The sequence below is a fragment of the Nocardia sp. NBC_01327 genome (genome assembly GCF_035958815.1).
GTDB lineage: Bacteria > Actinomycetota > Actinomycetes > Mycobacteriales > Mycobacteriaceae > Nocardia.
Genome location: NZ_CP108383.1, coordinates 7,861,125 through 7,882,711 on the forward strand (window position 1 = coordinate 7,861,125; position 21,587 = coordinate 7,882,711).

21 protein-coding genes, 1 tRNA gene and 1 other RNA gene are annotated in these 21,587 nt (G+C 64.8%); 8 read left to right on the forward strand and 15 right to left on the reverse strand.

Annotation, left to right across the window (positions count from 1 at the left end):
* Positions 1–13: 13 nt before the first annotated feature.
* From OG326_RS36390 to OG326_RS36435, 10 genes are all read right to left on the reverse strand, one after another.
* Complete coding sequence (locus OG326_RS36390; protein ID WP_327141655.1) at positions 14–1,603, reverse strand: ArnT family glycosyltransferase; 1,590 nt, start codon at positions 1,601–1,603, stop codon at positions 14–16.
* Between the two features lie 447 nt (positions 1,604–2,050).
* Positions 2,051–2,423: a transfer-messenger RNA gene (gene ssrA, locus OG326_RS36395) on the reverse strand.
* A gap of 145 nt (positions 2,424–2,568) precedes the next feature.
* Complete coding sequence (gene smpB / locus OG326_RS36400) at positions 2,569–3,045, reverse strand: SsrA-binding protein SmpB (RefSeq protein WP_297614304.1); 477 nt, start codon at positions 3,043–3,045, stop codon at positions 2,569–2,571.
* Positions 3,046–3,424: 379 nt separating this feature from the next.
* Positions 3,425–3,497: transfer RNA gene (locus OG326_RS36405), tRNA-Glu, on the reverse strand.
* A 134-nt stretch (positions 3,498–3,631) separates the two neighbouring features.
* Positions 3,632–5,761, reverse strand: a complete 2,130-nt coding sequence (gene recQ, locus OG326_RS36410) for a DNA helicase RecQ (protein WP_327141656.1) — start codon at positions 5,759–5,761, stop codon at positions 3,632–3,634.
* Between the two features lie 130 nt (positions 5,762–5,891).
* A complete protein-coding gene (gene ftsX / locus OG326_RS36415) occupies positions 5,892–6,797 on the reverse strand; it encodes a permease-like cell division protein FtsX (RefSeq protein WP_327141657.1) in 906 nt (301 codons plus the stop codon).
* The gene (gene ftsE / locus OG326_RS36420; protein ID WP_327141658.1) at positions 6,797–7,486 is read right to left on the reverse strand and encodes a cell division ATP-binding protein FtsE; all 690 of its coding nucleotides are present in this window, start codon (positions 7,484–7,486) and stop codon (positions 6,797–6,799) included. The genes ftsX and ftsE overlap by 1 nt, the downstream gene beginning before the upstream one ends.
* Before the next feature lie 211 nt (positions 7,487–7,697).
* Positions 7,698–8,555, reverse strand: coding sequence for a mechanosensitive ion channel family protein (locus OG326_RS36425; RefSeq protein ID WP_327141659.1), 858 nt, complete (start codon positions 8,553–8,555; stop codon positions 7,698–7,700).
* A 2-nt stretch (positions 8,556–8,557) separates the two neighbouring features.
* Positions 8,558–9,682 (reverse strand): peptide chain release factor 2, encoded by a 1,125-nt coding sequence (gene prfB / locus OG326_RS36430; RefSeq protein ID WP_327141660.1) that lies wholly within the window; start codon positions 9,680–9,682, stop codon positions 8,558–8,560.
* 209 nt (positions 9,683–9,891) lie between these two features.
* A complete protein-coding gene (locus OG326_RS36435) occupies positions 9,892–10,749 on the reverse strand; it encodes a helix-turn-helix domain-containing protein (RefSeq protein ID WP_327141661.1) in 858 nt (285 codons plus the stop codon).
* Positions 10,750–10,891: 142 nt separating this feature from the next.
* Here OG326_RS36435 and OG326_RS36440 point away from each other — a divergent pair, with 142 nt between their 5' ends.
* On the forward strand, positions 10,892–11,488 hold the full coding sequence (locus tag OG326_RS36440) for an NADPH-dependent FMN reductase (RefSeq protein WP_327141662.1): 597 nt from the start codon (positions 10,892–10,894) through the stop codon (positions 11,486–11,488).
* A gap of 82 nt (positions 11,489–11,570) precedes the next feature.
* A complete protein-coding gene (gene hisN / locus OG326_RS36445; RefSeq protein ID WP_327141663.1) occupies positions 11,571–12,356 on the forward strand; it encodes a histidinol-phosphatase in 786 nt (261 codons plus the stop codon).
* A 338-nt stretch (positions 12,357–12,694) separates the two neighbouring features.
* On the opposite strand, the gene OG326_RS36450 is transcribed toward hisN, so the two are convergent.
* Both OG326_RS36450 and OG326_RS36455 read right to left on the reverse strand, forming a co-directional pair.
* Entirely contained in the window at positions 12,695–14,125 is a 1,431-nt protein-coding gene (locus tag OG326_RS36450) for a glycosyltransferase family 39 protein (RefSeq protein ID WP_327141664.1), read from the reverse strand.
* Positions 14,126–14,225: 100 nt separating this feature from the next.
* Positions 14,226–14,492: a hypothetical protein gene (locus OG326_RS36455; RefSeq protein ID WP_327141665.1), complete on the reverse strand. Its 267-nt coding sequence runs from the start codon at positions 14,490–14,492 to the stop codon at positions 14,226–14,228.
* Between the two features lie 217 nt (positions 14,493–14,709).
* On the opposite strand from OG326_RS36455, the gene OG326_RS36460 reads away from it, so the two are divergent.
* Both OG326_RS36460 and OG326_RS36465 read left to right on the forward strand, forming a co-directional pair.
* Positions 14,710–16,104: an acyl-CoA dehydrogenase family protein gene (locus tag OG326_RS36460; RefSeq protein WP_442790868.1), complete on the forward strand. Its 1,395-nt coding sequence runs from the start codon at positions 14,710–14,712 to the stop codon at positions 16,102–16,104.
* Between the two features lie 28 nt (positions 16,105–16,132).
* On the forward strand, positions 16,133–17,359 hold the full coding sequence (locus tag OG326_RS36465) for an acyl-CoA dehydrogenase family protein (RefSeq protein WP_327141667.1): 1,227 nt from the start codon (positions 16,133–16,135) through the stop codon (positions 17,357–17,359).
* A gap of 88 nt (positions 17,360–17,447) precedes the next feature.
* Here OG326_RS36465 and OG326_RS36470 read toward each other — a convergent pair whose 3' ends face one another.
* From OG326_RS36470 to OG326_RS36480, 3 genes are read right to left on the reverse strand one after another with little or no spacing between them, the layout of a single operon-like run.
* Positions 17,448–17,648, reverse strand: coding sequence for a DUF397 domain-containing protein (locus tag OG326_RS36470; RefSeq protein WP_327141668.1), 201 nt, complete (start codon positions 17,646–17,648; stop codon positions 17,448–17,450).
* Entirely contained in the window at positions 17,638–17,895 is a 258-nt protein-coding gene (locus tag OG326_RS36475; protein ID WP_327141669.1) for a hypothetical protein, read from the reverse strand. Before OG326_RS36475 ends, OG326_RS36470 begins: the two co-directional genes overlap by 11 nt.
* Positions 17,896–17,901: 6 nt before the next feature.
* On the reverse strand, positions 17,902–18,414 hold the full coding sequence (locus OG326_RS36480) for a hypothetical protein (protein WP_327141670.1): 513 nt from the start codon (positions 18,412–18,414) through the stop codon (positions 17,902–17,904).
* Positions 18,415–18,635: 221 nt separating this feature from the next.
* Between OG326_RS36480 and OG326_RS36485 the strand changes: the two genes are divergently transcribed.
* From OG326_RS36485 to OG326_RS36500, 4 genes are all read left to right on the forward strand, one after another.
* Complete coding sequence (locus tag OG326_RS36485; protein WP_327141671.1) at positions 18,636–19,400, forward strand: GntR family transcriptional regulator; 765 nt, start codon at positions 18,636–18,638, stop codon at positions 19,398–19,400.
* 11 nt (positions 19,401–19,411) lie between these two features.
* Positions 19,412–20,089 carry a YdcF family protein gene (locus OG326_RS36490; RefSeq protein WP_327141672.1) on the forward strand — a complete coding sequence of 226 codons (678 nt, stop codon included), beginning with the start codon at positions 19,412–19,414 and terminating at the stop codon, positions 20,087–20,089.
* Between the two features lie 171 nt (positions 20,090–20,260).
* Positions 20,261–20,626, forward strand: coding sequence for a BlaI/MecI/CopY family transcriptional regulator (locus OG326_RS36495; protein ID WP_327141673.1), 366 nt, complete (start codon positions 20,261–20,263; stop codon positions 20,624–20,626).
* Positions 20,623–21,573 carry a M56 family metallopeptidase gene (locus tag OG326_RS36500; protein WP_327141674.1) on the forward strand — a complete coding sequence of 317 codons (951 nt, stop codon included), beginning with the start codon at positions 20,623–20,625 and terminating at the stop codon, positions 21,571–21,573. Before OG326_RS36495 ends, OG326_RS36500 begins: the two co-directional genes overlap by 4 nt.
* The last annotated feature ends 14 nt before the right edge of the window (positions 21,574–21,587 follow it).

The following is a 21,587-nucleotide window of genomic DNA, read 5'->3' on the forward strand; positions in this document are numbered from 1 at the left end:
TTCGAGTGTGCTCTCAGTGCGTGGGCCGAGTGGTGGCCCGGGGGTCGCGCCACAGACCCAGATCGAAGTACAGCGTGGTCATCGAATCCCACATGGTCGACCAGGACTGTTTCGGCCCTTGGCATTTCCAGACGGCGACCATGCGGTCGATGCCGGGGATGCCCTCGGGATCGTCGACTTCCGCCACCCGCTGCACCTGATCGAACCGGGTGCGCAGTTCGGGCTCGGCGGTGTTCAACCCGACGTAGATCACCGAGGTCGCCGAATCCGGTGGCGGGCCGAAGAATCCGAAGCCACGACTCGGACTGTACGTGGCCGGCAGATTGTGCGGGCGGCCGAACTCCTCGACGGCGCCCGCCTGCCAATAGCCTTGGGCGACAATGACAGCGTGCGCCTTTTCCGCCGGCGGCAGCGTGTCGTAGGCGCCGTCGACGGCGGAAACCATATCCGCCCAATTGGTGGTCCCGAAAAACGCCGACCGGATGCCGAGTTCGATGGCGTTCTTGGGCGGGGTCCGCCAGCTGGAAGGCAGCGGCAGGACGGTGAGCGCGGCGACGAATGTCAGCACCGTGAGCGCGGCGGCCGAGAGCACCACCAGGTTCATCCACCGTTTCCGGTCGTACTGCCACAGGCCGACCGCGCCGAGGGCGAAGACGGCGGGAAAGAATCCCGTCGGATAGTAGGGCCGGCCGTGAGTGAGCATGACCAGCACGATCATGATCACCAGTGCGACCACGATGAAGCGATACGGCCGCAGCGACTCCACCTTGACCACGCCCCAGAATGCGACCGCGATCAGCAATGCTCCGAGGAAGCCCGCCAAACCGATCCACTGCGGAATGAATCCGATCGGGCCGTAACCCGTCGCATCCTGCTCCGCGCCGATGATCGTGCCCATGGCCAGCTGTGGCCAATTGTGCTGCGACTGCCAGTAGAGAATCGGGATCAGAGACGAGGCGAGAATGCCCGTCGCCACCCACAGTGCGGGGCGACGCAGCATTTCCCGCGGCCCGCACAGGATGACGGCCAGGCCCAGGCACCCCCAGACGAGCGGAATCATCCACTTCACCTGCATATCCAGGGCGGCAACCAGTCCCGCCGCAATGAGCAGCCAGTCCTGGCGGGTACGAACCCAGCGGATGAGCAGCCAGGTGATCACCGCTGTCAGCGTGGCGTCGAAGGAGAACGTACTCAACGCAACCTGGGTCGCCAGCAGCGAGGACGTCGCATAGGTGCCCGCGGCGAGCAGTTGGACGCGGCGGTTGCCCCGCAGTTCGTAGGCGATCAGCGCCGCCACCACAATGGCGCCCACACCCATGACGACAGCCGGAAACCGCAGTGCCGTAACCGATCCCGGCGCGAGCAGGTCCGCGATCCGGGCGAACAGCGGCACCACCACGCCCTGATCCGCGTAGGTGTAGTCCAGTCGCCGTCCGGCGGACAGGAAATAGAGTTCGTCGCCGAAGAAGTCGTACCGTGCCGCCGTCACCGTCAGCACAATCGCGGAGACCACCGCCATCAGGGCGACACCGCGGAAAGCGAACCGCGGATGCGCATCGGGAATATTTTCCGGTTCGGTGCGAACCGCAACGACCGCTGCCATGAACTGCCCCCAAAAAACTTTACGACAGACGCGTTCGACGCCACCTCACGGTGTCGTCGCATCTATTCGCTGTGAACCGATTCCTCCCCGGCAGCGAACTTGATGAGCGCGGGCGCTCGCGGTCGTGCGCGGATCGTGCAATTTGTGAAATGTTAATATGTATCACTTGAAGCCGCAAATGCACTGTGGGACATGGTGATAGCGGCTTGCTGTAAACCGAGGTGATCAGCCCGTGATTGGTCGGACCAGGCGATGTGACCAGGGTTACTAAATGACTAAACGCCTATTACTCACCGGTATTTATTCACCCGCCGTTCCACGGCGGAACATGCTTATGCCCCGAAAACTAATGGCATGACATATTTCAGAAATTGCGTTATTTCACTAGCCGCCGCCACGACCGCCGGAACGACGAAAGCCCGGTCCGTGTGGACCGGGCTTTCGTGTCAGTGGAGCTGCCGGGAATCGAACCCGGGTCCTCCGCCGCATTTCCAGGGCTTCTCCGTGTGCAGTTCGCTACGCCTCTACTCGGATCTCTCGGTCTCGCGAACAAGCTGAGATGACGATCCCAGTCGCTGTTTGGTGTCCCATCCGACTCCGCGACCGAGCCGAACAGTAAAGCCCTCTAGCTGATGCCAGTGACCGGGTCGAGGGCGAACCCGGGCTGACAGACACGCTCTACTGCTTAGGCAGCGAGAGCGTAGTCGCGCTGATTAGAATCGGCGCTTATAGGGTTGCAGCGACGCTTATACAGTGGTCTCCTGCCTGCACTGACACGCTTCCCCTGAATCAACGTACGCAGTCGAAACCGTTCAGCCCCGTCTGTGTTCACCGATTCGAGTGAACTCCCGGCTCGCACCGGGCTTCTCATACTAACACCGCTGAAACAGCGGATCATCCCATTATCCGCGCGTCACGCGGCGGGTCCTTCGACCGGCGTCGCAGGTCCTTCGACCAGCTGCGACTCAGCCGCGCATGCCCTTGATCCGCCGCCCGACCTCACGCACGACCTCACGCTCGGCATCCCGCTTGGCCAGATCCTGGCGCTTGTCGTAGTCCTGCTTACCCTTGGCGAGAGCCAGCTCGACCTTGACCTTGCCGTCGGCGAAGTACATCGACAGCGGAACCAGCGTCAGGCTGGACTCCTTGATCTTGCCGGTCAGCTTGTCGATCTCCTTGCGGTGCAGCAGTAGCTTGCGGGTGCGCCGCGGCGAGTGATTGGTCCACGTCCCGTGCGAGAACTCGGGCACATGCAGACCGCGCAACCACACCTCACCGTCATCGATGGTGGCGTACGCGTCCACCATCGACGCCTTACCCTCACGCAGGCTCTTGACCTCGGTACCGACCAGCGCGATCCCCGCCTCGTAGACGTCGAGAATCGAGTAGTTGTGCCGCGCCTTGCGGTTGGTCGCGATGGCCTTGCGCCCCTTCTCCTTCATGCTCCCTCTATCGTCGCGTCGCCCGCCGCGGAACCTGGTCCCGCACCGAGCTGTTTCCCGGGCTCCCGTGAGGGACCCGGTCGATCCGCCTGTGTCTTTCCGCGCCCCAGAGTAATTGCCGCGGGCCCCCGAATATTCCGGACCACGCGAGTCGCGCGCCGGGCTCGACCACCCGGACTCAACGTAACCAGCGCATCCCCCTGCGCGCGAACGATTTTCCCGCAATCGCTGCAACACACAGCACATCCCTGCCGCCGCACAGCACATATCCGTATCGGGCAGCGCGTCGAAGGGCTGTGCGGTCGCGAAACGCGCTGCGGCAGCTTTATAGGCGATGCGAAAAGCCCCCCGGCCGAATGGCTGAGAGGCTTTTTCGAAGTAGTCCCGACGGGATTTGAACCCGCGCTACCGCCTTGAGAGGGCGGCGTCCTAGGCCGCTAGACGACGGGACCAGGATGCTCGCTGCGATCTAGGACCGCGGCAGCTCCGAAAGCTTATCGTGCCCGCGCCCAGCCGCCAAATCCGCTGCCTACGGCCCCGCGATGCCCGAGCTACTCCTGCGGCGGCTGTCGCCTGAGCTACCCGGTTATCCGAAATCGGGCGGCAGATCGTCCGGGTAGGGCTCGTCGTCGGGCCAGGGCACATCGTCGAACGCCGGGGCCGCACTGGGAGGCGGGGTGGGCTGCGCTGCCCGGGTAGCCGGCGCTTTGGTCGTGCGCGGCGCTTTCGCGGATGAGCTCGGCGCAGCGGCAGCGGTCCGGGCGGACGGCTGCGCGGCTGCGGCAAACTTCCGTTCTGGGACTTCGGCACCCGCTGGGGCAGGTGCCGCGGCGCCGGACTGCGCCGGACTTCCGGCGACGACCTCCAGGACGCCGTCCCCGTATTTGGCGCGCTTGGCTTCACCGATGCCGGAGATGGTGCCGAGGTCGGCCAGTGACGCCGGTTTGCGGGCGGCGATATCGCGCAGGGTGGCGTCGTGGAAGACGACGTAGGCGGGGACGCCGGTCTCCTTCGCGGTGGCGGCGCGCCAGGCGCGCAGCCGCTCGAAGAGGTCGGCGTCACCGGGCGCCAGGTCGGCGGCGGGGCGGGAACCCTTGGCGGCCTTGGGCGCTCGCGCGGGCTTGGTGCGTTCGGGTTCGCGGCGGAGTTTGACCTCACGGCCGTCGAACAGCACCTCATTGGAGGAATCGGTGAGGGTGAGCACGCCGTAGTCGCCGTGCACGGCGAGAAAACCCTTCGCCAGCAGCTGGCGGATCACACCGCGCCATTCGATATCGCGCAGTTCGGTGCCGATGCCGAAGACCTTGAGCTCGTGGTGGGCGTGCTGCTCCACCTTGGGATTGCGCTTGCCGATGAGGATGTCGACGATATGACCCGCGCCGAAGCTCTGTCCGCGTTCACGTTTCAGCCGCAGGATGGTGGAGAGCACCTTCTGCGCGGGCACGGTGCCGTCCCACGATTCGGGCGCATTGAGGCAGGTATCGCAATTGCCGCAGGCTTCACCGGGCTGACCGAAGTAGCCCAGCAGCTGGGTGCGCCGGCATTCCACCGTCTCGCAGAGCGCGAGCATGGCATCCAGGTGCAGTTGCAGCTGACGGCGGTGCGCGGCATCACCATCGGAGGAATCGATCATCTTGCGCTGCTGCACAACGTCACTCAGGCCGTAGACCATCCATGCCGTGGACGACTGCCCGTCACGTCCGGCGCGACCGGTCTCCTGGTAGTACCCCTCCACCGATTTCGGCAGATCCAGGTGCGCCACGAATCGCACATCCGGTTTGTCGATACCCATGCCGAAGGCAATGGTGGCGACCACGACAAGGCCGTCCTCACGCAGGAACCGCGACTGGTTCGTCGCGCGAATCCGATTGTCCAGACCCGCGTGATACGGCACGGCCTGCACCCCGTTGGCGCTCAGGAAGGCGGCCGTCTTCTCCACCGAATTGCGCGAGAGGCAGTAGACGATGCCCGCATCACCGGCATGCTCGTTCTGGATGAACGCCAGCAGCTGCTGCTCCGGCCGATTCTTGCCCTCGATGCGGTACTGGATATTGGGCCGATCGAAGCTGGCGACAAAATGCTTGGCGCCCGTCAGATCCAGCCGCTCGGCGATCTCCTTGCGGGTGGCCCCGGTAGCTGTGGCGGTGAGCGCGATGCGCGGCACATCCGGCCAGCGCTCGTGCAGCATCGACAGCGCGAGATAGTCCGGCCGGAAATCGTGGCCCCACTGCGAAACACAGTGCGCCTCATCGATGGCGAACACCGAGATCTTGCCGCGATCGAGCAGCTGCGCCGTGGATTCGAGCCGCAATCGCTCGGGTGCGAGATAGAGCAGATCCAGCTCCCCCGAGACGAACTGCGCCTCGACGGCACGCCGCTCATCCGGGAACTGCGTGGAGTTGAGGAATCCGGCCCGCACCCCCACGGCGTTCAACGCGTCGACCTGGTCCTGCATGAGCGCGATGAGCGGCGACACCACCACACCCACACCCGGCCGCACCAGCGCGGGGATCTGATAGCACAGCGACTTACCGCCACCGGTCGGCATGAGCACCAGTGCGTCGCCGCCGGAGATCACCTGTTCGACGATCTCCCGCTGCGGCCCGCGAAAACTGTCGTAACCGAAGGTCTTTCGCAGAATCCGGTGCGCCGCATCACTTCCGGCGTCCTCCACGGACGTACTGCCAATGACGGTCTCGACCTCCGGTGCGCTCACGCGGGCAATCCTACGTATCCCGCCCGACACCCGTTTCCCCTTCTGCACACCTCACGCAACTTCGCACCCCCGCCCGATCCCCCGCACAGGCAAACACCTGGTCACGAAAGACGGGCAGGGGTGAGGTGTTTCACTCTCGCACGTAGTACCGCAGCGCGGCGTACGCGGTGAGCGCGGCGAAACCGATGCCGATCGGGGTGACGATCAATGCCACCGTCGCGATGTCGTCACCGGTGATGCGCGGCAGCACCTGATCATTGAACAGACTGCCCAGCGCCCGGTTGATCACCAGCGGCTGCGCCACGAACAGCCCGCCGATGGCGAGCGCCGAACCGACCAGCGCCGCCAGCACCGCCTCCAGCAGGAAGGGCAGCTGCGTGTACCACCGCGTCGCGCCGACCAGTCGCATGATACCGACCTCGGTCTTGCGGGCGAGCGCGGCGACCTGAACCATATTGGCGATCAACAGCAGTGCCGCCAGCGCCTGCAGCGCGGCCAGGCCGAAGGCCGCATTGCGCAGTCCGACAAAGAAACTCACCAGCCGGTCCACGATGTCCATGTCATTGAGCACCGTCATGACACCCGGCCGCTTGGCGAAATCGTCGTAGATGGACCGGTACTGGGTCACATCGCTCAGCTTCACCCGGAAGGAAGCCGGCAGTCCGTCCTTGCTCACCTCATCGGCGAGACCGGGCTGATCCTTGAAGGTGGTCTCCTTGACCTCCTTCACCGCATCCTGACTGTTGACGAACTGCACGCTCGCCACATCCGCGTGGTCCTTCAGATCAGCCATGAGCGATTTGCACGGATCCTGCGTGCAGTCGAGATCCGTCTTCGAGACCTGATCATCGAGATACAGCCGGATCTCGACCCGCTGGACGTAGTAGTCCTCGATCTTGTTCGACATGCGCACCGCCAGCAGTCCGCCGCCCAGCATGGTCAGCGAGACCGCGGTGGTCAGGATCATGGCGATGGTCATGGTGATATTGCGGCGCAGGCCGGTGAAAACCTCACCGAAAAGGAATCCGAGACGCATTACCGGCCCACCCCGTAGACGCCCATCTCGTCGTCGCGCACCACACGGCCGCGATCCAGTTCCACCACGCGCCGCCGCATGGCGTCGACGATGGTGTTGTCGTGCGTGGCCATGACCACCGTGGTGCCGGTCCGGTTGATGCGTTCGAGCAGCGTCATGATGTCCGCGCTGGTTTCCGGATCGAGATTGCCGGTCGGCTCATCGGCGAGCAGTACCAGCGGCCGGTTCACGAACGCACGGGCCAGGGCCACCCGCTGCTGTTCACCACCGGAGAGTTCACTGGGCAGCCGGTCGGATTTGCCGGAGAGCCCGACCATATCGAGCGCCTCGGGCACCGCCCGATGAATGAAGGTGCGCGATTTGCCGATCACCTCCAGCGCGAAGGCGACGTTCTGGTAGACGGACTTCTGCTGCAGCAGCCGGAAATCCTGGAAGACACAGCCCATGCGCTGCCGTAGCTTCGGAACTTTGCGCGCGGATAGCCTGTCCACCCGGAAATCCGCCACCCAGACCTCACCCGTGGTGGGCTTCTCGTCCTTGAGCAGCAGGCGCATGAAAGTCGACTTACCGGAACCCGAGGGTCCGATCACAAAGACGAACTCGCCTTTTCCGATGTCGACGGAGACGTTGTCGAGGGCGGGTCGCGTCGAAGTCTTATAGGACTTGGTGACGTTCCGGAGCACTATCACGGGTTGCCAGTGTAGCGAGACGCGAACGTGACCCGGCCACGCCGCGCAGATCAGCCGTTAGCGGTGTGGTGGCTCAGTTGTGCCAGAGGTGGGATTGCTCAGCACCGAATTCACAAAGGTCGGATAGTTCGTCGCAGCGTGCGTTTCCGGTTTGACGAACGTGTACAGCACGAACGTGGCGAGCCAGACAGTGATCAGGATCGCCGTGGACTTACGTGTTTTCACTCAGACCCTCCCGACGTAGCGCCGCGGCAACTCGCACCCGCAGCTCACGCCCGACTTCGAACTGTTTGCCCGGCAATGTCCGGGCCACCATCTTGATATTCATCTGGTTGACGGTGAGATCTTCCACACCCATCACGCTGGGCTCATCGAGCAGCAGCGCCTTGAGCTTGCGATCGGCGAACGCCTTCGCGCCCACCTCACGCAGGATTTCATTGACCTTGTTGATGTCGGCGGTTGCGGGTACGGGCACGTCGATGGCGGCGCGCGCCCAATCCTTCGACAGGTTGGTCACTTTCACGATCTGACCGTTCGGCACCGTGATGACTTCACCGTCGACGCTGCGCAATGTGGTGACGCGCAACGTGACGTCCTCGACGGTACCCTCGGCGTCGCCGCTCGATCCATTGACTGCGATCCTCACCACATCGCCGAAGCCGTACTGCCTTTCGGTGATCAGGAAGAATCCGGCGAGCAGATCCTGCACGATGCGCTGGGCGCCGAAACCGATCGCGGCGCCGAGAACCGCTGCCGGAGCGACCAATCCGCCGAGCTGGAAACCCAAGCGCCGCAATACTTCCAAAGCCACCAGGAAGTACACGATGGACAGCACGACCCAGGTGATGACCTGCGCCAGCGCATGTCGATGCTTGGCCGCCTCCGACCGCACCAGCGAATCGCTGCTGCGGAAGGAGGTGTCGATCCTGCGGGTGATTCGGTCGCGCACGAAAGTCGCTGCGCGAGAAAACAACATCGCGCCGACGATCAGCAGCACGATCTCGAGACCGCTGGACCGGAACCAGTTTCCGAAATCGGCTCCGGTGCCTGCGGCGAGAATCGAACTCATATTTACCCCTGGGTAGTCGACTGCTCCCGCATACGCCAGCGGATGCCGGATTCGATGAAGGCGTCGATGTCACCGTCGAGCACGGCGGAGGGATTGTTGACCTCGTAGTTGGTCCGCAGATCCTTGACCATCTGGTACGGGTGCAGGACGTAGGAGCGCATCTGGTTGCCCCAGGACGCGCCCTCGTTGGTCTTGAGCGCGTCCATGGTGGCGCGCTCCTCCTGCCGCTTGCGCTCGAGCAGTTTGGCCTGCAGCACGCGCATGGCCGAAATCTTGTTCTGCAGCTGCGATTTCTCGTTCTGACAGGTGACGACGATGCCGGTCGGAATGTGCGTCAGGCGCACCGCCGAGTCGGTGGTGTTGACGGACTGGCCACCGGGACCGGAGGAGCGATACACGTCGACGCGGATCTCACCGTCCGGAATCTCGATGTGGTCGGTGGTCTCGACCACGGGCAGCACCTCGACCTCAGCGAACGAGGTCTGGCGACGGCCCTGATTGTCGAACGGGCTGATGCGCACCAGCCGGTGCGTGCCCATCTCCACCGACAGCGTGCCGTAGGCGTAAGGCGACTTGACGGCGAAGGTTGCGGATTTGATGCCCGCCTCCTCCGCATAGGAGGTGTCGTAGATTTCGACCGGGTACTTGTGCCGCTCGGCCCAGCGCACATACATGCGCATCAGCATCTGCGCCCAGTCGGCGGCGTCGACGCCACCGGCGCCCGAGCGAATATTGACCAGAGCTTCACGCTTGTCGTATTGCCCCGACAGCAGCGTCCGAACCTCCAGCGCCTCCACATCGCCGTGCAGAGCGGATCGTTCGGCATCGGCGTCGGCGAGGGCGGACGCGCGAGCGTCACCCTCCTCGTCCTCGGCCAGCTCGTAGAGCACAGGCAGGTCTTCGAGCCGCTGCCGCAGCTCCTGGACCCGCCGCAATTCGCTCTGGGCGTGCGAGAGTTCGCTGGTGACGGCCTGCGCATGGTCCTGGTCGTTCCACAGGTCCGGGTCCGCAGCCTGGTGTTCCAGCTCGTCGATCCGCCGAATCAGCTCGTCGATATCGAGCACCGACTCCACAGTCTTCAGAGTCGAGTCGAGTTCGGCCAGGTCAGCGGATACGTCAGGATGCACGGTGCTCAAGGCTACTACCCCGCCTCCCCGAACCTTTAGCGCGCAGGTTGGGAGCCGTTGACCGTTGGCACGCGTAGTGCGGTTGGGAGCCAAAACGATTTGGGGGTACCCCGGGAGTTACCCCGGCCGTTACGAAATCAGTTGTCCCGTCCCGATCGGGAAGAAAGACAAAGATCGAATAGGTGAAACGGCATGCTGCCAGGGGTAATTCAGCCCGCTACGGCGCGCAGGCTGCCCGGGTTGCGGCCGATGAGGCGGTCGAGGGCCTCGGCGGTGGCATCGTCGGCGGGGAGCTGGACGATCAGTCGCTGATCGTCATCGGCGGAGAGTTCGAGGGATTCGAAGGCCAGCCGGAGCAGGCCCACCTCGGGGTGGATCAGGCGATCCACGCGGCTGGCCTCCGGCAGGCCGGAGATGCGGCTGAGCCGGCCGCTGAATTCCGGGCCCGCGGTCAACGTCAGCTCATCGACCAGAGCCGAGACGACGGGGTCCGAGCGGAACGGGCCGACCTTGAGGTTCGCGACCACCTTGTCGGCGGTGTGCTCCCAATCCGGATGGGCCTCGCGGGCGCGGGGATCGGTGAAGATGTACCGGGCGACATTGGCCGGCTCACCATCGTCGAAGAGTCCGATCGGGCCCATGAGCCGCCGGTAGCCCGCCGTGCACGCCACGATCTCGCTGGCCCGGTTGATCACGGCCGCGGGGGCGGGCTCGAGCTGGTTGAGGATGGCCAGCACCGCGGGGCGCACCACGCGGGTGGGCTGCATGCTGCCGTTGCAGGTGAATCCGGGCGACTCGGCCTTGGCCAGCCGATGCAGATACACACGTTCTGTCGAGGTCATGCCGAGCGCATCGGAGAGCGCCGCGAGCACCGCCGAGGAGGGATGGCGATCGCGCCCCTGCTCCAGCCGGGTGATGTATTCGACGCTCACCCCGGCCAAGGTCGCGAGCTCGGATCGGCGCAGGCCGGGCGTGCGGCGACGCGCACCGGCGGGCAGGCCCACCTGCGCGGGCGGGACCGCTTCGCGCCGAATGCGCAAGAACAGACCCAGCTCGTTATCGCTCACCACTCGACGGTACCAAGGCGGGCAAGCGGGAAAGTGGCCCTGCCACTACCACTCTCAGCGCGGTCTCCCTACCGGTATCGGCGGGCGGCACAGTTGCGGACAGCGGCCGATCCGGTCGCCGCACTTCGTGAAGGAGACCCTCATGACCAGCACGCCTCTGCGCCTCGCGGTGATCATCGGCAGCGTCCGGGAGGGACGTTTCGGTCCCGTGGTCGCGAACTGGTTCGCCGGACAGGCGCGCGAGCACGGCGCTTTCGAGGTCGATGTCATCGATCTGGCGGAGATGGAACTGCCGCTGGCGCTGCCCGCCGTCTCACCGCTGATGGAGCCGAATCCGGTGCGGCCGGACGGCATGGTCGATCTGACCGAACGACTGGGCGCGGCCGATGCCATTGTCATCGTCACCCCGGATATCAATCGCAGTTATCCGGCAGCGCTGAAAGCCGCCATCGACTGGCACTTCACGCAGTGGAACCGCAAGACCGTCGGTTTCGTCGGCTACAGCGGTAAGAGCGGCGGCCTGATGGCGATCGAGCACCTGCGCACGGTGCTCAATGAACTCAATGCGCATACGGTCCGCGAGTATGTTTCGTTCCCCCGCTACTTCCTGCTGTTCGGCCCGGACGGACAGCTCGTCGAGCCCGCCGAATTCGAGCGCGCGGCCGCCGCCATGCTCGACCAATTGTTCTGGTGGGCAAGCGCTCTGACCGCCGCCCGCGAACTGCCGGTTTCCGCATAACTGGCTCGATATCGGGCCGGGAGAGTGCGGGAAGTTTGCCGCCGACGCGCGAGCGTTGCGGGCAACGGCTAACGTTTCCCGGGTGACCACCTACTCCAGTGATCTCGACCTCGCCGTGCGGCTGGCCGACGCGGCCGATGCCATTACTCGTGAACGGTTCGGTGCGCTCGATCTGAAGATCGATTCGAAGCCCGATCTGACGCCGGTTTCGGATGCCGATCTGGCCGTGGAGCGCATGATTCGGGACGTATTGAGCGCGGAGCGCCCGGGCGATCTGGTGCTCGGTGAGGAATTCGGCGGTGATGTCGAGTTCAACGGCAGGCAGTGGGTGATCGATCCCATCGACGGCACCAAGAATTTCGTGCGCGGAGTACCGGTGTGGGCCTCGCTCATCTCGCTGCTGGAGGACGGCGTACCGGTGGTCGGCGTGGTGAGCGCCCCGGCGCTGGCGCGGCGCTGGTGGGCGGCGGCCGGGGCGGGTGCGTGGACCAGCTTCGAGAAGTCCGAGCCGAAGGCCATTTCGGTCTCGGCGGTCGCGGAGCTGGGTGCGGCCAGTCTGGCCATGTCGAGCCTGTCCGGCTGGCGGGCCATCGGCCGGCGCGCGAAGCTGATCGCGCTCACCGATGAGGTGTGGCGGGTCCGCGGATACGGCGATTTCTTCGGTTACACCCTGCTGGCGGAGGGCGCGGTGGATATCGTCACCGAACCCGAACTGTCGCTGTGGGATATGGCCGCGCTCGACATTCTGATCCGGGAGGCGGGCGGCACGTTCACCTCGCTGGACGGCAATCCGGGCCCGCACGGCGGCAGTGCGGTGGCCACCAATTCCCATCTGCAGGACCAGGTGCTGGCCGCGCTCGCGGCCTGAAACCCTTCCGACGGACGAACACCCCCGCTCTGCAGTGCGGGGGTGTTCGTGTGTTCGTTATCGAGGGTTAGGCCGATCCACCGCCGCCCGTATTGGTGGGGCCGATAAGCACCCCTACGAGACCACTGAGCAGACTGGTAACTACAGAGACGAGTCCTGACAACATAACCACTCCTCCTTTCGCCTCAACGAAAAACGTAGTGGCACTTGACAGTTGGAGTGATCGAAACGAAATAACAGTACCGGACTCCCGCTTATGCAAGATCCACCACGCTGCGAATCACTATGCAGGCAAGCAGTTTTCACATGTGTATACGGAATTACACCGGGTACCCGGATTATCCGAGGTGACGGACCGCGGGCCATGCCCGGTCCCAGGAAATTCGGAGCACACGGCACAGATAGATGGGTTTGCCCTGTTCCGCACTGTGGATGCCGAGCCCGTTGTCGATGTGCCCCAGCAGTTCCGGATCGGAGCACAGTCGCCGCAACTGATCCTCGGCGATTCCCACCGTCAGCACCGGATGCCCCGTGGCGGGTGGCCCCCACCACCAGTAGGCATTGTGGCCGCTGTGCGGCGTCGGCAGCCGGTACGCGCCGCCGAACCGCTCGATGGCCGCGGCTTCGCCGTAGTTCGCGGTGAGGATCTCGGCGTCGGGCGCGGAATGGGCACGGGCAGCCGCAATCTGATGCACGAACGCCGGCCAGCCGATGGTCTCCCCCGCGTCGAAATTGATGGCGAGAACAGGGGAATCGCGAATCGCGGAGGCCGGGAGCACCGGCAGGAACAGCACGGCCGAGACCGCGGCGGTGAGAAGGACCGCGAAACCCACAGCAGCACTGCGGATTCGATGGTTCGCAAGCTTCGCTTCCAGCCCGGTCGATCCGGCCGCGAGCAGCAGCGGATACATTCCGCCCAGGTAGTAGGCCTTTCCCCCGGCCACCAGATACCCCGCGAACAGCACCGCATAGGTGATCACGAACGCCCGGTAGCGCGGCCGCCGCCACAACCAGTACAGGCCGAATCCCCACAGCGGCACCAGCAGTGGTCCGATCAAACCGAATTGCAGCAGCACAAAAGCGATCGGCGAATTCGAGGTGCCCGACGATCCTCCGGCAATGGCCCGGCTCATTTCCCACTGCGGCCACCCATAACACGCCTGCCACCACAGATACGGCAGTACGATCAGCCCGGCAATACCAATGGCAATCGGAAAGTATCTGGTGGCAAATATTTTTCGCGGTCCCGCCGCGGCGAGCGCCGCCGCAAGCACCAGCACCGGGATCGCCGCGAGCGCCTTGTTCTGCAGGCCGATTCCCACCAGTACGCCGACCGGCAGCCACCACCGCGGATCCGATGCCTCGCGGAGCAGCCGCAGGATCAGCAGCGTGACGGCCGACCATACGGCCAGATCGAAAACAGTTGTGCCGAGCAGATGCCCGGCCCCCATGAGCAGCGCCGCGGAGGCGACCGCCGCGGCCGACAGCGTCTGCGCGACCCGTCCCGCGCCCAGCTCCCGCGCCGTCCACCCGGCACACAGCACAATGCCGACGGCCGCGACGATTGCCGGAATCCGAAGCAGTATCAAGGAATTGGCGTCGATGGCCGCCATTCCGCGGGCGATCAGCGGGACCAGCGGTGGTTGATCCGGGTATCCCCAGTCCAGTCGCCGGCCCGCGGCCAGGAAGTACATCTCGTCGCGGTGGTAGCCGTACCGGTTCGAGTATCCGGCCAGGACTGCCGCGAAAATGGTCGCTACCCAGTACATTCCGCCACTCTGCCGAACCGTGGTGAACATCGGGTGTGGTCTGCTGCCTTCCGGCGCGGGGGCTGCGGTCCCCGACACCGGAGGGTGCGCGGTCCGATCTCTAGGCCGAGAGACCGAAACCGATCTGCGTCTTGCCGAGGCCCGAGCCCGTGCCGATATCGGTCTGGGGCTGAGCCGAACCGCTCTGCACCGCGGTCGTGCCGTCGGTGGAGCCCGCCTGGTACACAGAAGTGATCGGCGCGACGACCTCCGGCTGCGCGGGCTCGAGCGAGATGCCCGCGGCGCTTGCGGCGGGGGCGGCGAGGAAAAGCGCGATAGCGATCGCGCCGGTAGTACCCACCAGCGTTTTCATGTAATAGACCTCCATTTTGGTGCGAGTGTTGCGCCGACACCGTAGCCCACCTGCAAGCCGTTTGAATGGGGTTTGTTTCACTATTCGCCATGGCGCATTGGAGACGGCGGGAACCACCGCTCTGACCAGCCGATTCGACAAGCCTCGACGGCAGTTCTTACTCTGAAGTAAGATAGTCTTACTCTGGAGTAAGATTGCTGGGCAGGATCACCCTCCACACTCAAGAAAACTGGTGATTATGAGCACTCGAGACACCGCAAAGACGCGACGTCCGGATACCTCCGCCGTTGGCCTGAATCCGGTCAAGCGCGACTGGATGGGCGCAGCCATGCGGGTCATGACGACCATCACGGGGTCGGAACTCGCGGAGAAGTACAACCTGCGCAAGCCCATCGAGCGTATTACGTACGAGGGCACCAAGACCGGTTTCCGCACCCTCGGTGCCGCGACTCGCGTCTTCGAAAAGGTTGCTGGAGGCGGCGCCCCGAAGCGGCTGCCCGCCAATGAGTCCCGTAAGAAGGACTACTTCGATCTGACGCCGACCGACGAACAGCAGATGATCGTCGAGACGGTCCGCGAGTTCGCCGGCGAGATCCTCCGTCCGGCCGCCTATGACGCCGACAATGCCGCCAAGGCCCCGCGCGATCTGCTCGAGCGCGCGTCCGAGCTCGGCATCACGCTGATCAATGTGCCCGAGGAGCTGGAGGGCGCTGCCTCCGAGCGCGGCGCGGTCACCAATTCCCTTGTGGCCGAGGCGCTTGCGCACGGTGACATGGGTCTGGCGCTGCCGCTGCTGGCTCCGAGCGGTGTGGCCGTCGCCCTCTCGCAGTGGGGTACGGACGCGCAGCAGAAGACCTACCTCGCGGCCTTCGCGGGTGAGAGTGTGCCGCAGGCGTCGGTCGTCATTTCCGAGCCGCAGCCGCTGTTCGATCCGTTCGCGCTGAAGACCAAGGCCACCCGCTCGCCCAGCGGTTACCGTCTCAACGGTGTGAAGAGCCTGGTTCCGGCCGCCGGTGATGCCGAACTCTTCATCGTCGCCGCCGAGCTGGACGGCCGCCCGGCCTTCTTCATCGTCGAGTCCGACACCCAGGGTCTGATCGTCGAGGCCGATCCGAGCATGGGTCTGCGCGCCGCGGGTCTGGGTCGCCTGATCCTCGACAATGTGGCCGTATCGACCAACGCCATCCTGGGTGATGCCGAAACCGCGCAGCGCTCCGAGGATTACGCGGATGCCGTGCGGCTGGCCCGCCTGGGCTGGGCGTCGCTGGCGACCGGTACCGGTCAGGCCGTGCTGGACTACGTGATTCCGTACGTGAAGGAGCGCGAGGCGTTCGGCGAGCCGATCGCGCACCGTCAGGCGGTGGCCTTCATGGTCGCCAATATGGCCATCGAGCTCGACGGCCTGCGGCTCGTGACCCTGCGGGGTGCGTCGCGCGCCGAGCAGGGTCTGTCGTTCGCTCGCGAGGCCGCGCTGGCTCGCAAGCTGGCCACCGACAAGGGCATGCAGATCGGCCTGGACGGTGTGCAGCTGCTCGGCGGCCACGGCTTCACCAAGGAGCACCCGGTGGAGCGCTGGTACCGCGATCTTCGTGCCATCGGCATTGCCGAGGGCGTCGTCCTCATCTGACCCGCACTTCTCAACGGAGAGACAACTCATGATCAATCTCGAACTCCCCAAGAAGCTCCGGGCCAGCGCCAACCAGGCCCACCAGGTCGCCGCGGAGATCTTCCGCCCGGTGTCCCGCAAGTACGACCTCGCCGAGCACGAGTACCCGGTCGAGCTGGACACCATGGCCGCCATGATCGAGGGCCTGTCCGCCTCGGGCGGCGATGTGTCCGGTGCCACCGGCGGCCGTAAGGCCGAGGGCGAAGACGACGTGCACGCCACCGAGCTGCTCGGAAACACCAACGGCGGCAATATGTCCGCGCTGCTGAACGCCCTGGAGACCTGCTGGGGCGACGCCGGCCTGATGCTGTCGATCCCCTACCAGGGTCTCGGCAATGCCGCCATCGCCGCCGTCTCCACCGATGAGCAGCTGCAGCGCTTCGGCAAGGTGTGGGCCGCCATGGCCATCACCGAACCGTCCTTCGGCTCCGACTCGGCCGCGGTCACCACCACCGCCACCCGCGACGGTGACGAGTGGGTTCTCAACGGCACCAAGATCTTCGTCACCGCCGGTTCGCGCGCCACCCACATCGTGGTGTGGGCGACGGTCGACAAGTCCGCGGGCCGTGCCGCCATCAAGTCGTTCGTGGTGCCGCGGGATGCCAAGGGCCTCACCGTGTCCCGCCTCGAGCACAAGCTCGGCATCAAGGCGTCCGACACCGCCGAGATCCGCTTCGAGGACTGCCGCATCCCCGCCGACAACATCCTCGGCAGCCCGGAAGTCAACGTGGAGAAGGGTTTCGCGGGCGTCATGCAGACGTTCGACAACACCCGCCCCCTCGTGGCCGCCATGGCCGTCGGCGTCGGCCGCGCCGCCCTCGAAGAGCTCCGCAAGGTCCTCTCCGACGCCGGCATCGAGATCGACTACGACAAGCCCGCCAACAACCAGTCCGCCCCCGCGGCCGAATTCCTGCGCATGGAAGCCGATTACGAATCGGCCTACCTCCTCTCCCTCCGCGCAGCCTGGATGGCCGACAACAAGAAGCCCAACTCCCTCGAGGCCTCCATGTCCAAGGCCAAGGCTGGCCGCATGGGCACCGACGTCACCCTCAAGGCCGTCGAACTCGCAGGCGCCACCGGCTACTCCCAGCGCACCCTCCTGGAAAAGTGGAGCCGCGACTCGAAGATCCTCGACATCTTCGAAGGCACCCAACAAATCCAGCAACTAATCGTCGCCCGCCGCGTCCTCAACCTGAGCAGCGACAAGCTGAAGTAAGTTCTGGCACAACGACAAGCCGGTGTCGGTCCGTCTCTGGACCGCACCGGCTTTCTCGTTCCAGAGGCGAACTGACCGAATAGGTGATTCAGCGATTCCAGATGCCGCTGGACAGGAACCGATCCCATTGATCGGCGGCGAACACCAGGGCGGGCCCGCCGGGATCCTTGGAGTCTCGTACCCCGACATCACTCACGGCTGCTCCGAGGAACGCCACCTCGACGCACTCCTGTCCGCCGCCGGAGTAGCTCGACTTGAACCAGTTGGCCCTCGTCGGGTCAGTTTTCATTGTCGAATCCCCTAGCTGTCTCTCGTAGTAGCGTGCGGCTCGGTTGATCGGCGAGCGCACCCTCGGTCAGAGTCTCGTGTGCCGCACGGTAACGGTCAACGTCGCCGTGTCTCTCGAACTCGTGCAGCACGATATCGGCGGCTGCCAGGTTGCGCTTGCGGTCGAGGATGGCTCGCCGGCGGGTCCGCAGTTCGATGCGCCGGTCAATCTCTGCCGGGCTGCCGTAGGGAAAGTAGATGCTGTTCATCGCGCGTTAGGCACCGTCCGCTCGAGGCCGTGGAGGATTTGACGATCGTGGCAAAGCCTTTCTGGCATAGGTATGTTCCGGAGACACCGTGACTACATCGAGTTTCTCCAGCAGCGGCATCGGGACTCGAGAGTCGGCGAAATGCGAGAGATCGGGAACGATAATGACCTCGGCATCGAGCCGCGTGGCCTGAGCTCTCAATCTCGCCAGCGGAGGGCGTCCGCTGGCTGGGTCGTGGATGATCACTCCGGCTAGGTCGAAGCCCAAGCGTGCGGCCAGGTTTCGGATCTGGCTCATGTCTGCCAGCTGACCAATCCCGGAGACGTCGGTTCGTAGGTACCCCAATGCGGTTGGCCTGTAGCGCATTACCTCCCCCTGCGATCGCTCGTCACGGACTTCGTCATCACCGGACACGAAGCACTCCAGATAGAAGCCAGGGGCGGCATCATCATCGTTCTTGTCTGCTTCGAGCTCGAGCAGACCTCCCGGGAACACGAAGATCCTCGTTGTCCGACTCACCTCGACCTCCTGTCCAGCTGCCAGTGAGATCCATCGGCACCGGTTGGTCGAGGTTGAGACCCAACTCAATCCGTCCGATATAGACGGTCTTATTGAAGCAATCAGCCGTTGTGTTGGCAATAGAGCCGGTTCTAATTGACCGTTCTTGTCAAGACACAGGTTAGGACTACCCTTAAGGACGGTCAGATCGCAGTACCGCAACGAGGGAGCATCCTGGCGATATGAGCGGATACCGAGAGGTGGCGAACGGCTTACGCATCGCCATCAATCAGGGCGAATACAAGCCTGGGACAACACTTCCCAAGCAGGAAGAGCTCGCTGAACGCTATGGCGTCAACATCAAGACGGTCAGGCAGGCGGTCGGCCTGCTGGAGGCTGAGGGACTTGTCACAGCCATCCGGCGGCGCGGGACGGTGGTCCGCCAGCGGCCGCCACTTCGCAGGCTCGGTATAGATCGCTACTCGAAGAGGAAGTGGAAGTACGGCGACACGGTCGCGTTCATCGCGGACCGCCAAGCATCCGGTCGCACATGGAACCGAACCGATCAGACCCAAACCGTCAACCTGATCGAGCCGGACGCAGAAGTCACGGATGCCTTTGAGTTGGAACCAGGTTCACTCGTTTACGAACGAGTCCGCACTGTCCGCGAAGAGGGTCATCCGACACACACCCTCGCCAGTTATTACCTCCCGGCGCACGTCGCGGGAACACCTCTGGTGGACCCGGAGCCTGGTCCCGCAGGTCCTGGTGGCGGATTCTCAGTACTCACGCTTCAAGGCTACGAACCGGACCATATGTCCGAAACGATCTTCGCGCGGATGCCTACACCTGAGGAGGTAGAGCGCCTAGCGCTCCCCTCCGGCGAGCCGGTGATGATCCTCATCCGGCGCACCTACACCGCGAACGATGTCCTGGTCGAGTTCGCACGCGGTGTTCACGCGGCATCCAGATTTTCGTGGACCTACGACTTCGCGCTGCCCGAATAGGGGAAACACCTATGCCGACAACAGCTTTGCCCGCAAAGTACCGCTCAGATGTCGAGGCCCTTTGGGACTTCAACCAGATGCACCACGAGCCGCGACCCGTCGATGTCGGCATCGGGCTCGGGGGGCATGACATCGGAGTCGCCACCTACGCGGCCGATCTCTACCACAGCGGGGTCGTCCCGCTCATCGTGTTCACAGGTGGGAACGCGCCGACCACGGTGGACCGGTTCCCTCGCGGCGAGGCCGTGCATTTCCATGAGCACGCCATCGAACGCGGAGTGCCGGCCGACGTCATCCTCGTCGAGCCGAAGGCCACGAATACGGGCGAGAACATCGACTTCACCCGAGACCTACTCCAGGAGCTCGGCTACTTCGGCTCGACCAAGTCGGTGATGCTGATCTCCCGCCCGTACCAGCAGCGTCGCAGCTTCGCTATTTGCCGGAAGCGCTGGCCAGAGGTCGATGTCAGCTGCGGATCACTCCCACTCGCTCTGGACGATTACGTTGCCGGCATCGGCGACGTGGATCGCGTGATGAACATGCTCGTCGGGGACACCCAGCGACTCTGGATCTACCCGGCCAAGGGCTGGGCCATCGAGCAAGACGTGCCCGGCGAGGTTCGGGAGGCCTACGAGCGCCTTGTGGACGCTGGCTTCCATCGCCGCCTACTCCCGGAAGAGTCGCGCTGAGACACCCTGGCACCTACCTCCCATACTCATCTGTCGGGCACGGCGATTTCTCGCTCGGCCCGGTACGAGCATTCGTTCTGCACCGAAAAACTATGGCCGATAGTAAATTGAGCGCGCAGCAGCGGTTCGGCGATGTTGCCGGGTCGATGACAGAGCGCGTGAGGGAGGGCGATGAAGGGGCTTGGGGCGCTGGAGAGTCAGGTGATGGGGGTGTTGTGGGGTGAGGTGGATGCGCTGTCGGTGCATGATGTGGTTGATCGGCTGAGTGATGATCGGCGGGTTCCGGCTTATACGACGGTGTTGACGGTTTTGACGCATCTGTGGGAGAAGGGGTGGGTTCGGCGGGAGAAGGTGGGGCGGTCTTATCGGTATCGGCCCAGTCGGAGTCGGGCTGAGGCGACTACCGATTTGCTTCGGGAGATTCTCGATGCCAGTCCGGATGCTCCTGCGGTGCTGCTGCATTTGGCGCGAACGGCCAGCGCGCATGAGGTCGAGGCGCTGCGGGAAGGGCTTTCGGGCGGGGGGCCGCGGCCGTGATTCTGATAACCGCGCTGCTGGCGGCGGGCCTCGCGCTGGCGGTGTTCGCGCCTGCGGCGTTGCGGCGCATCGACTTCGCCGCCGCGCCGGTCGCCGGGATGGGGGCGTGGCTGGGCGCGGTCGCCGCGATGATCGGGTGCGGCGGGCTGGTGCTGATCGCACTGGCGTGGCCCGGCGATCCACCGGGGGAATTCTTCGCGGGCAGTGTGCTGGGCTGCCTGGGTGCGATCGAGCCCGTAATCGTCACCTGGACAGCGAGTTTGATCATGCCGGTCGTGGCGCTGGGCGTCACCGTTCCCACGGGACAGTTGGCGCGGATCGCCGTCGGGCACCGGGGGCGAGGGGCGACACTGCGCCGCCGGCACAACGAGTTGGTCGAGGTATTGGGTCGCGTCGATCCCTCGGGCTCGAAGCTGGTGTGGCTCGATCATCCAGTTCCCCTGGCCTACAGCGTGGCCGGGCGTGGCGGGTATGTAGTGGTCACCGATGGGCTCGCGCGCTGCCTGACGGATGCGCAGTGGCGGGCGGTGCTCGCCCATGAACACGCGCATCTGCGCGGATTCCATCACCACATCGTCGGTGTCGGCCAGATCCTCGCCCGCGCTTTTCCGTGGATCCCGCTGTTCGCCGCGGCGCCGACGGCCCTGGCCACCCTGGTCGAGCTCGCCGCCGACCGCGCGGCCGCGACCGCGACCGACCCACAGGCCCTCTCTTCAGCGCTGCACACCGTCGCGGCACACGGGGCAACAACACCAGCTGCCCCACTGGGATTGATCGACGAATCACTGGCGATGCGCCTGGAATGCCTGTCGGCCACACCGGATTCGCGCACGGCGTCACGGCGCACGGCCGCGGCGCTGGTTTTCGCGACGATGTTGCTGGCGCCTGCCGCATCGGCATTGGCGGTCGGGCTGAGCGCGGCGGTGGCGTGGTTGAGCATGGTCTGAGAATCGGCCACGAA

Bases quoted from the DNA above. Each gene is read 5' to 3' on its own strand.
- OG326_RS36485 (WP_327141671.1), top strand. From the start codon at position 18,636: ATGAGCGGATACCGAGAGGTGGCGAACGGCTTACGCATCGCCATCAAT.
- OG326_RS36450 (WP_327141664.1), bottom strand. From the start codon at position 14,125: ATGTACTGGGTAGCGACCATTTTCGCGGCAGTCCTGGCCGGATACTCG.
- OG326_RS36390 (WP_327141655.1), bottom strand. From the start codon at position 1,603: ATGGCAGCGGTCGTTGCGGTTCGCACCGAACCGGAAAATATTCCCGAT.
- OG326_RS36440 (WP_327141662.1), top strand. From the start codon at position 10,892: ATGACCAGCACGCCTCTGCGCCTCGCGGTGATCATCGGCAGCGTCCGG.
- smpB (WP_297614304.1), bottom strand. From the start codon at position 3,045: ATGAAGGAGAAGGGGCGCAAGGCCATCGCGACCAACCGCAAGGCGCGG.
- OG326_RS36475 (WP_327141669.1), bottom strand. From the start codon at position 17,895: ATGAACAGCATCTACTTTCCCTACGGCAGCCCGGCAGAGATTGACCGG.
- ftsX (WP_327141657.1), bottom strand. From the start codon at position 6,797: ATGCGTCTCGGATTCCTTTTCGGTGAGGTTTTCACCGGCCTGCGCCGC.
- OG326_RS36495 (WP_327141673.1), top strand. From the start codon at position 20,261: ATGAAGGGGCTTGGGGCGCTGGAGAGTCAGGTGATGGGGGTGTTGTGG.
- OG326_RS36455 (WP_327141665.1), bottom strand. From the start codon at position 14,492: ATGGAGGTCTATTACATGAAAACGCTGGTGGGTACTACCGGCGCGATC.
- OG326_RS36465 (WP_327141667.1), top strand. From the start codon at position 16,133: ATGATCAATCTCGAACTCCCCAAGAAGCTCCGGGCCAGCGCCAACCAG.
- OG326_RS36490 (WP_327141672.1), top strand. From the start codon at position 19,412: ATGCCGACAACAGCTTTGCCCGCAAAGTACCGCTCAGATGTCGAGGCC.
- OG326_RS36425 (WP_327141659.1), bottom strand. From the start codon at position 8,555: ATGAGTTCGATTCTCGCCGCAGGCACCGGAGCCGATTTCGGAAACTGG.
- OG326_RS36470 (WP_327141668.1), bottom strand. From the start codon at position 17,648: ATGAAAACTGACCCGACGAGGGCCAACTGGTTCAAGTCGAGCTACTCC.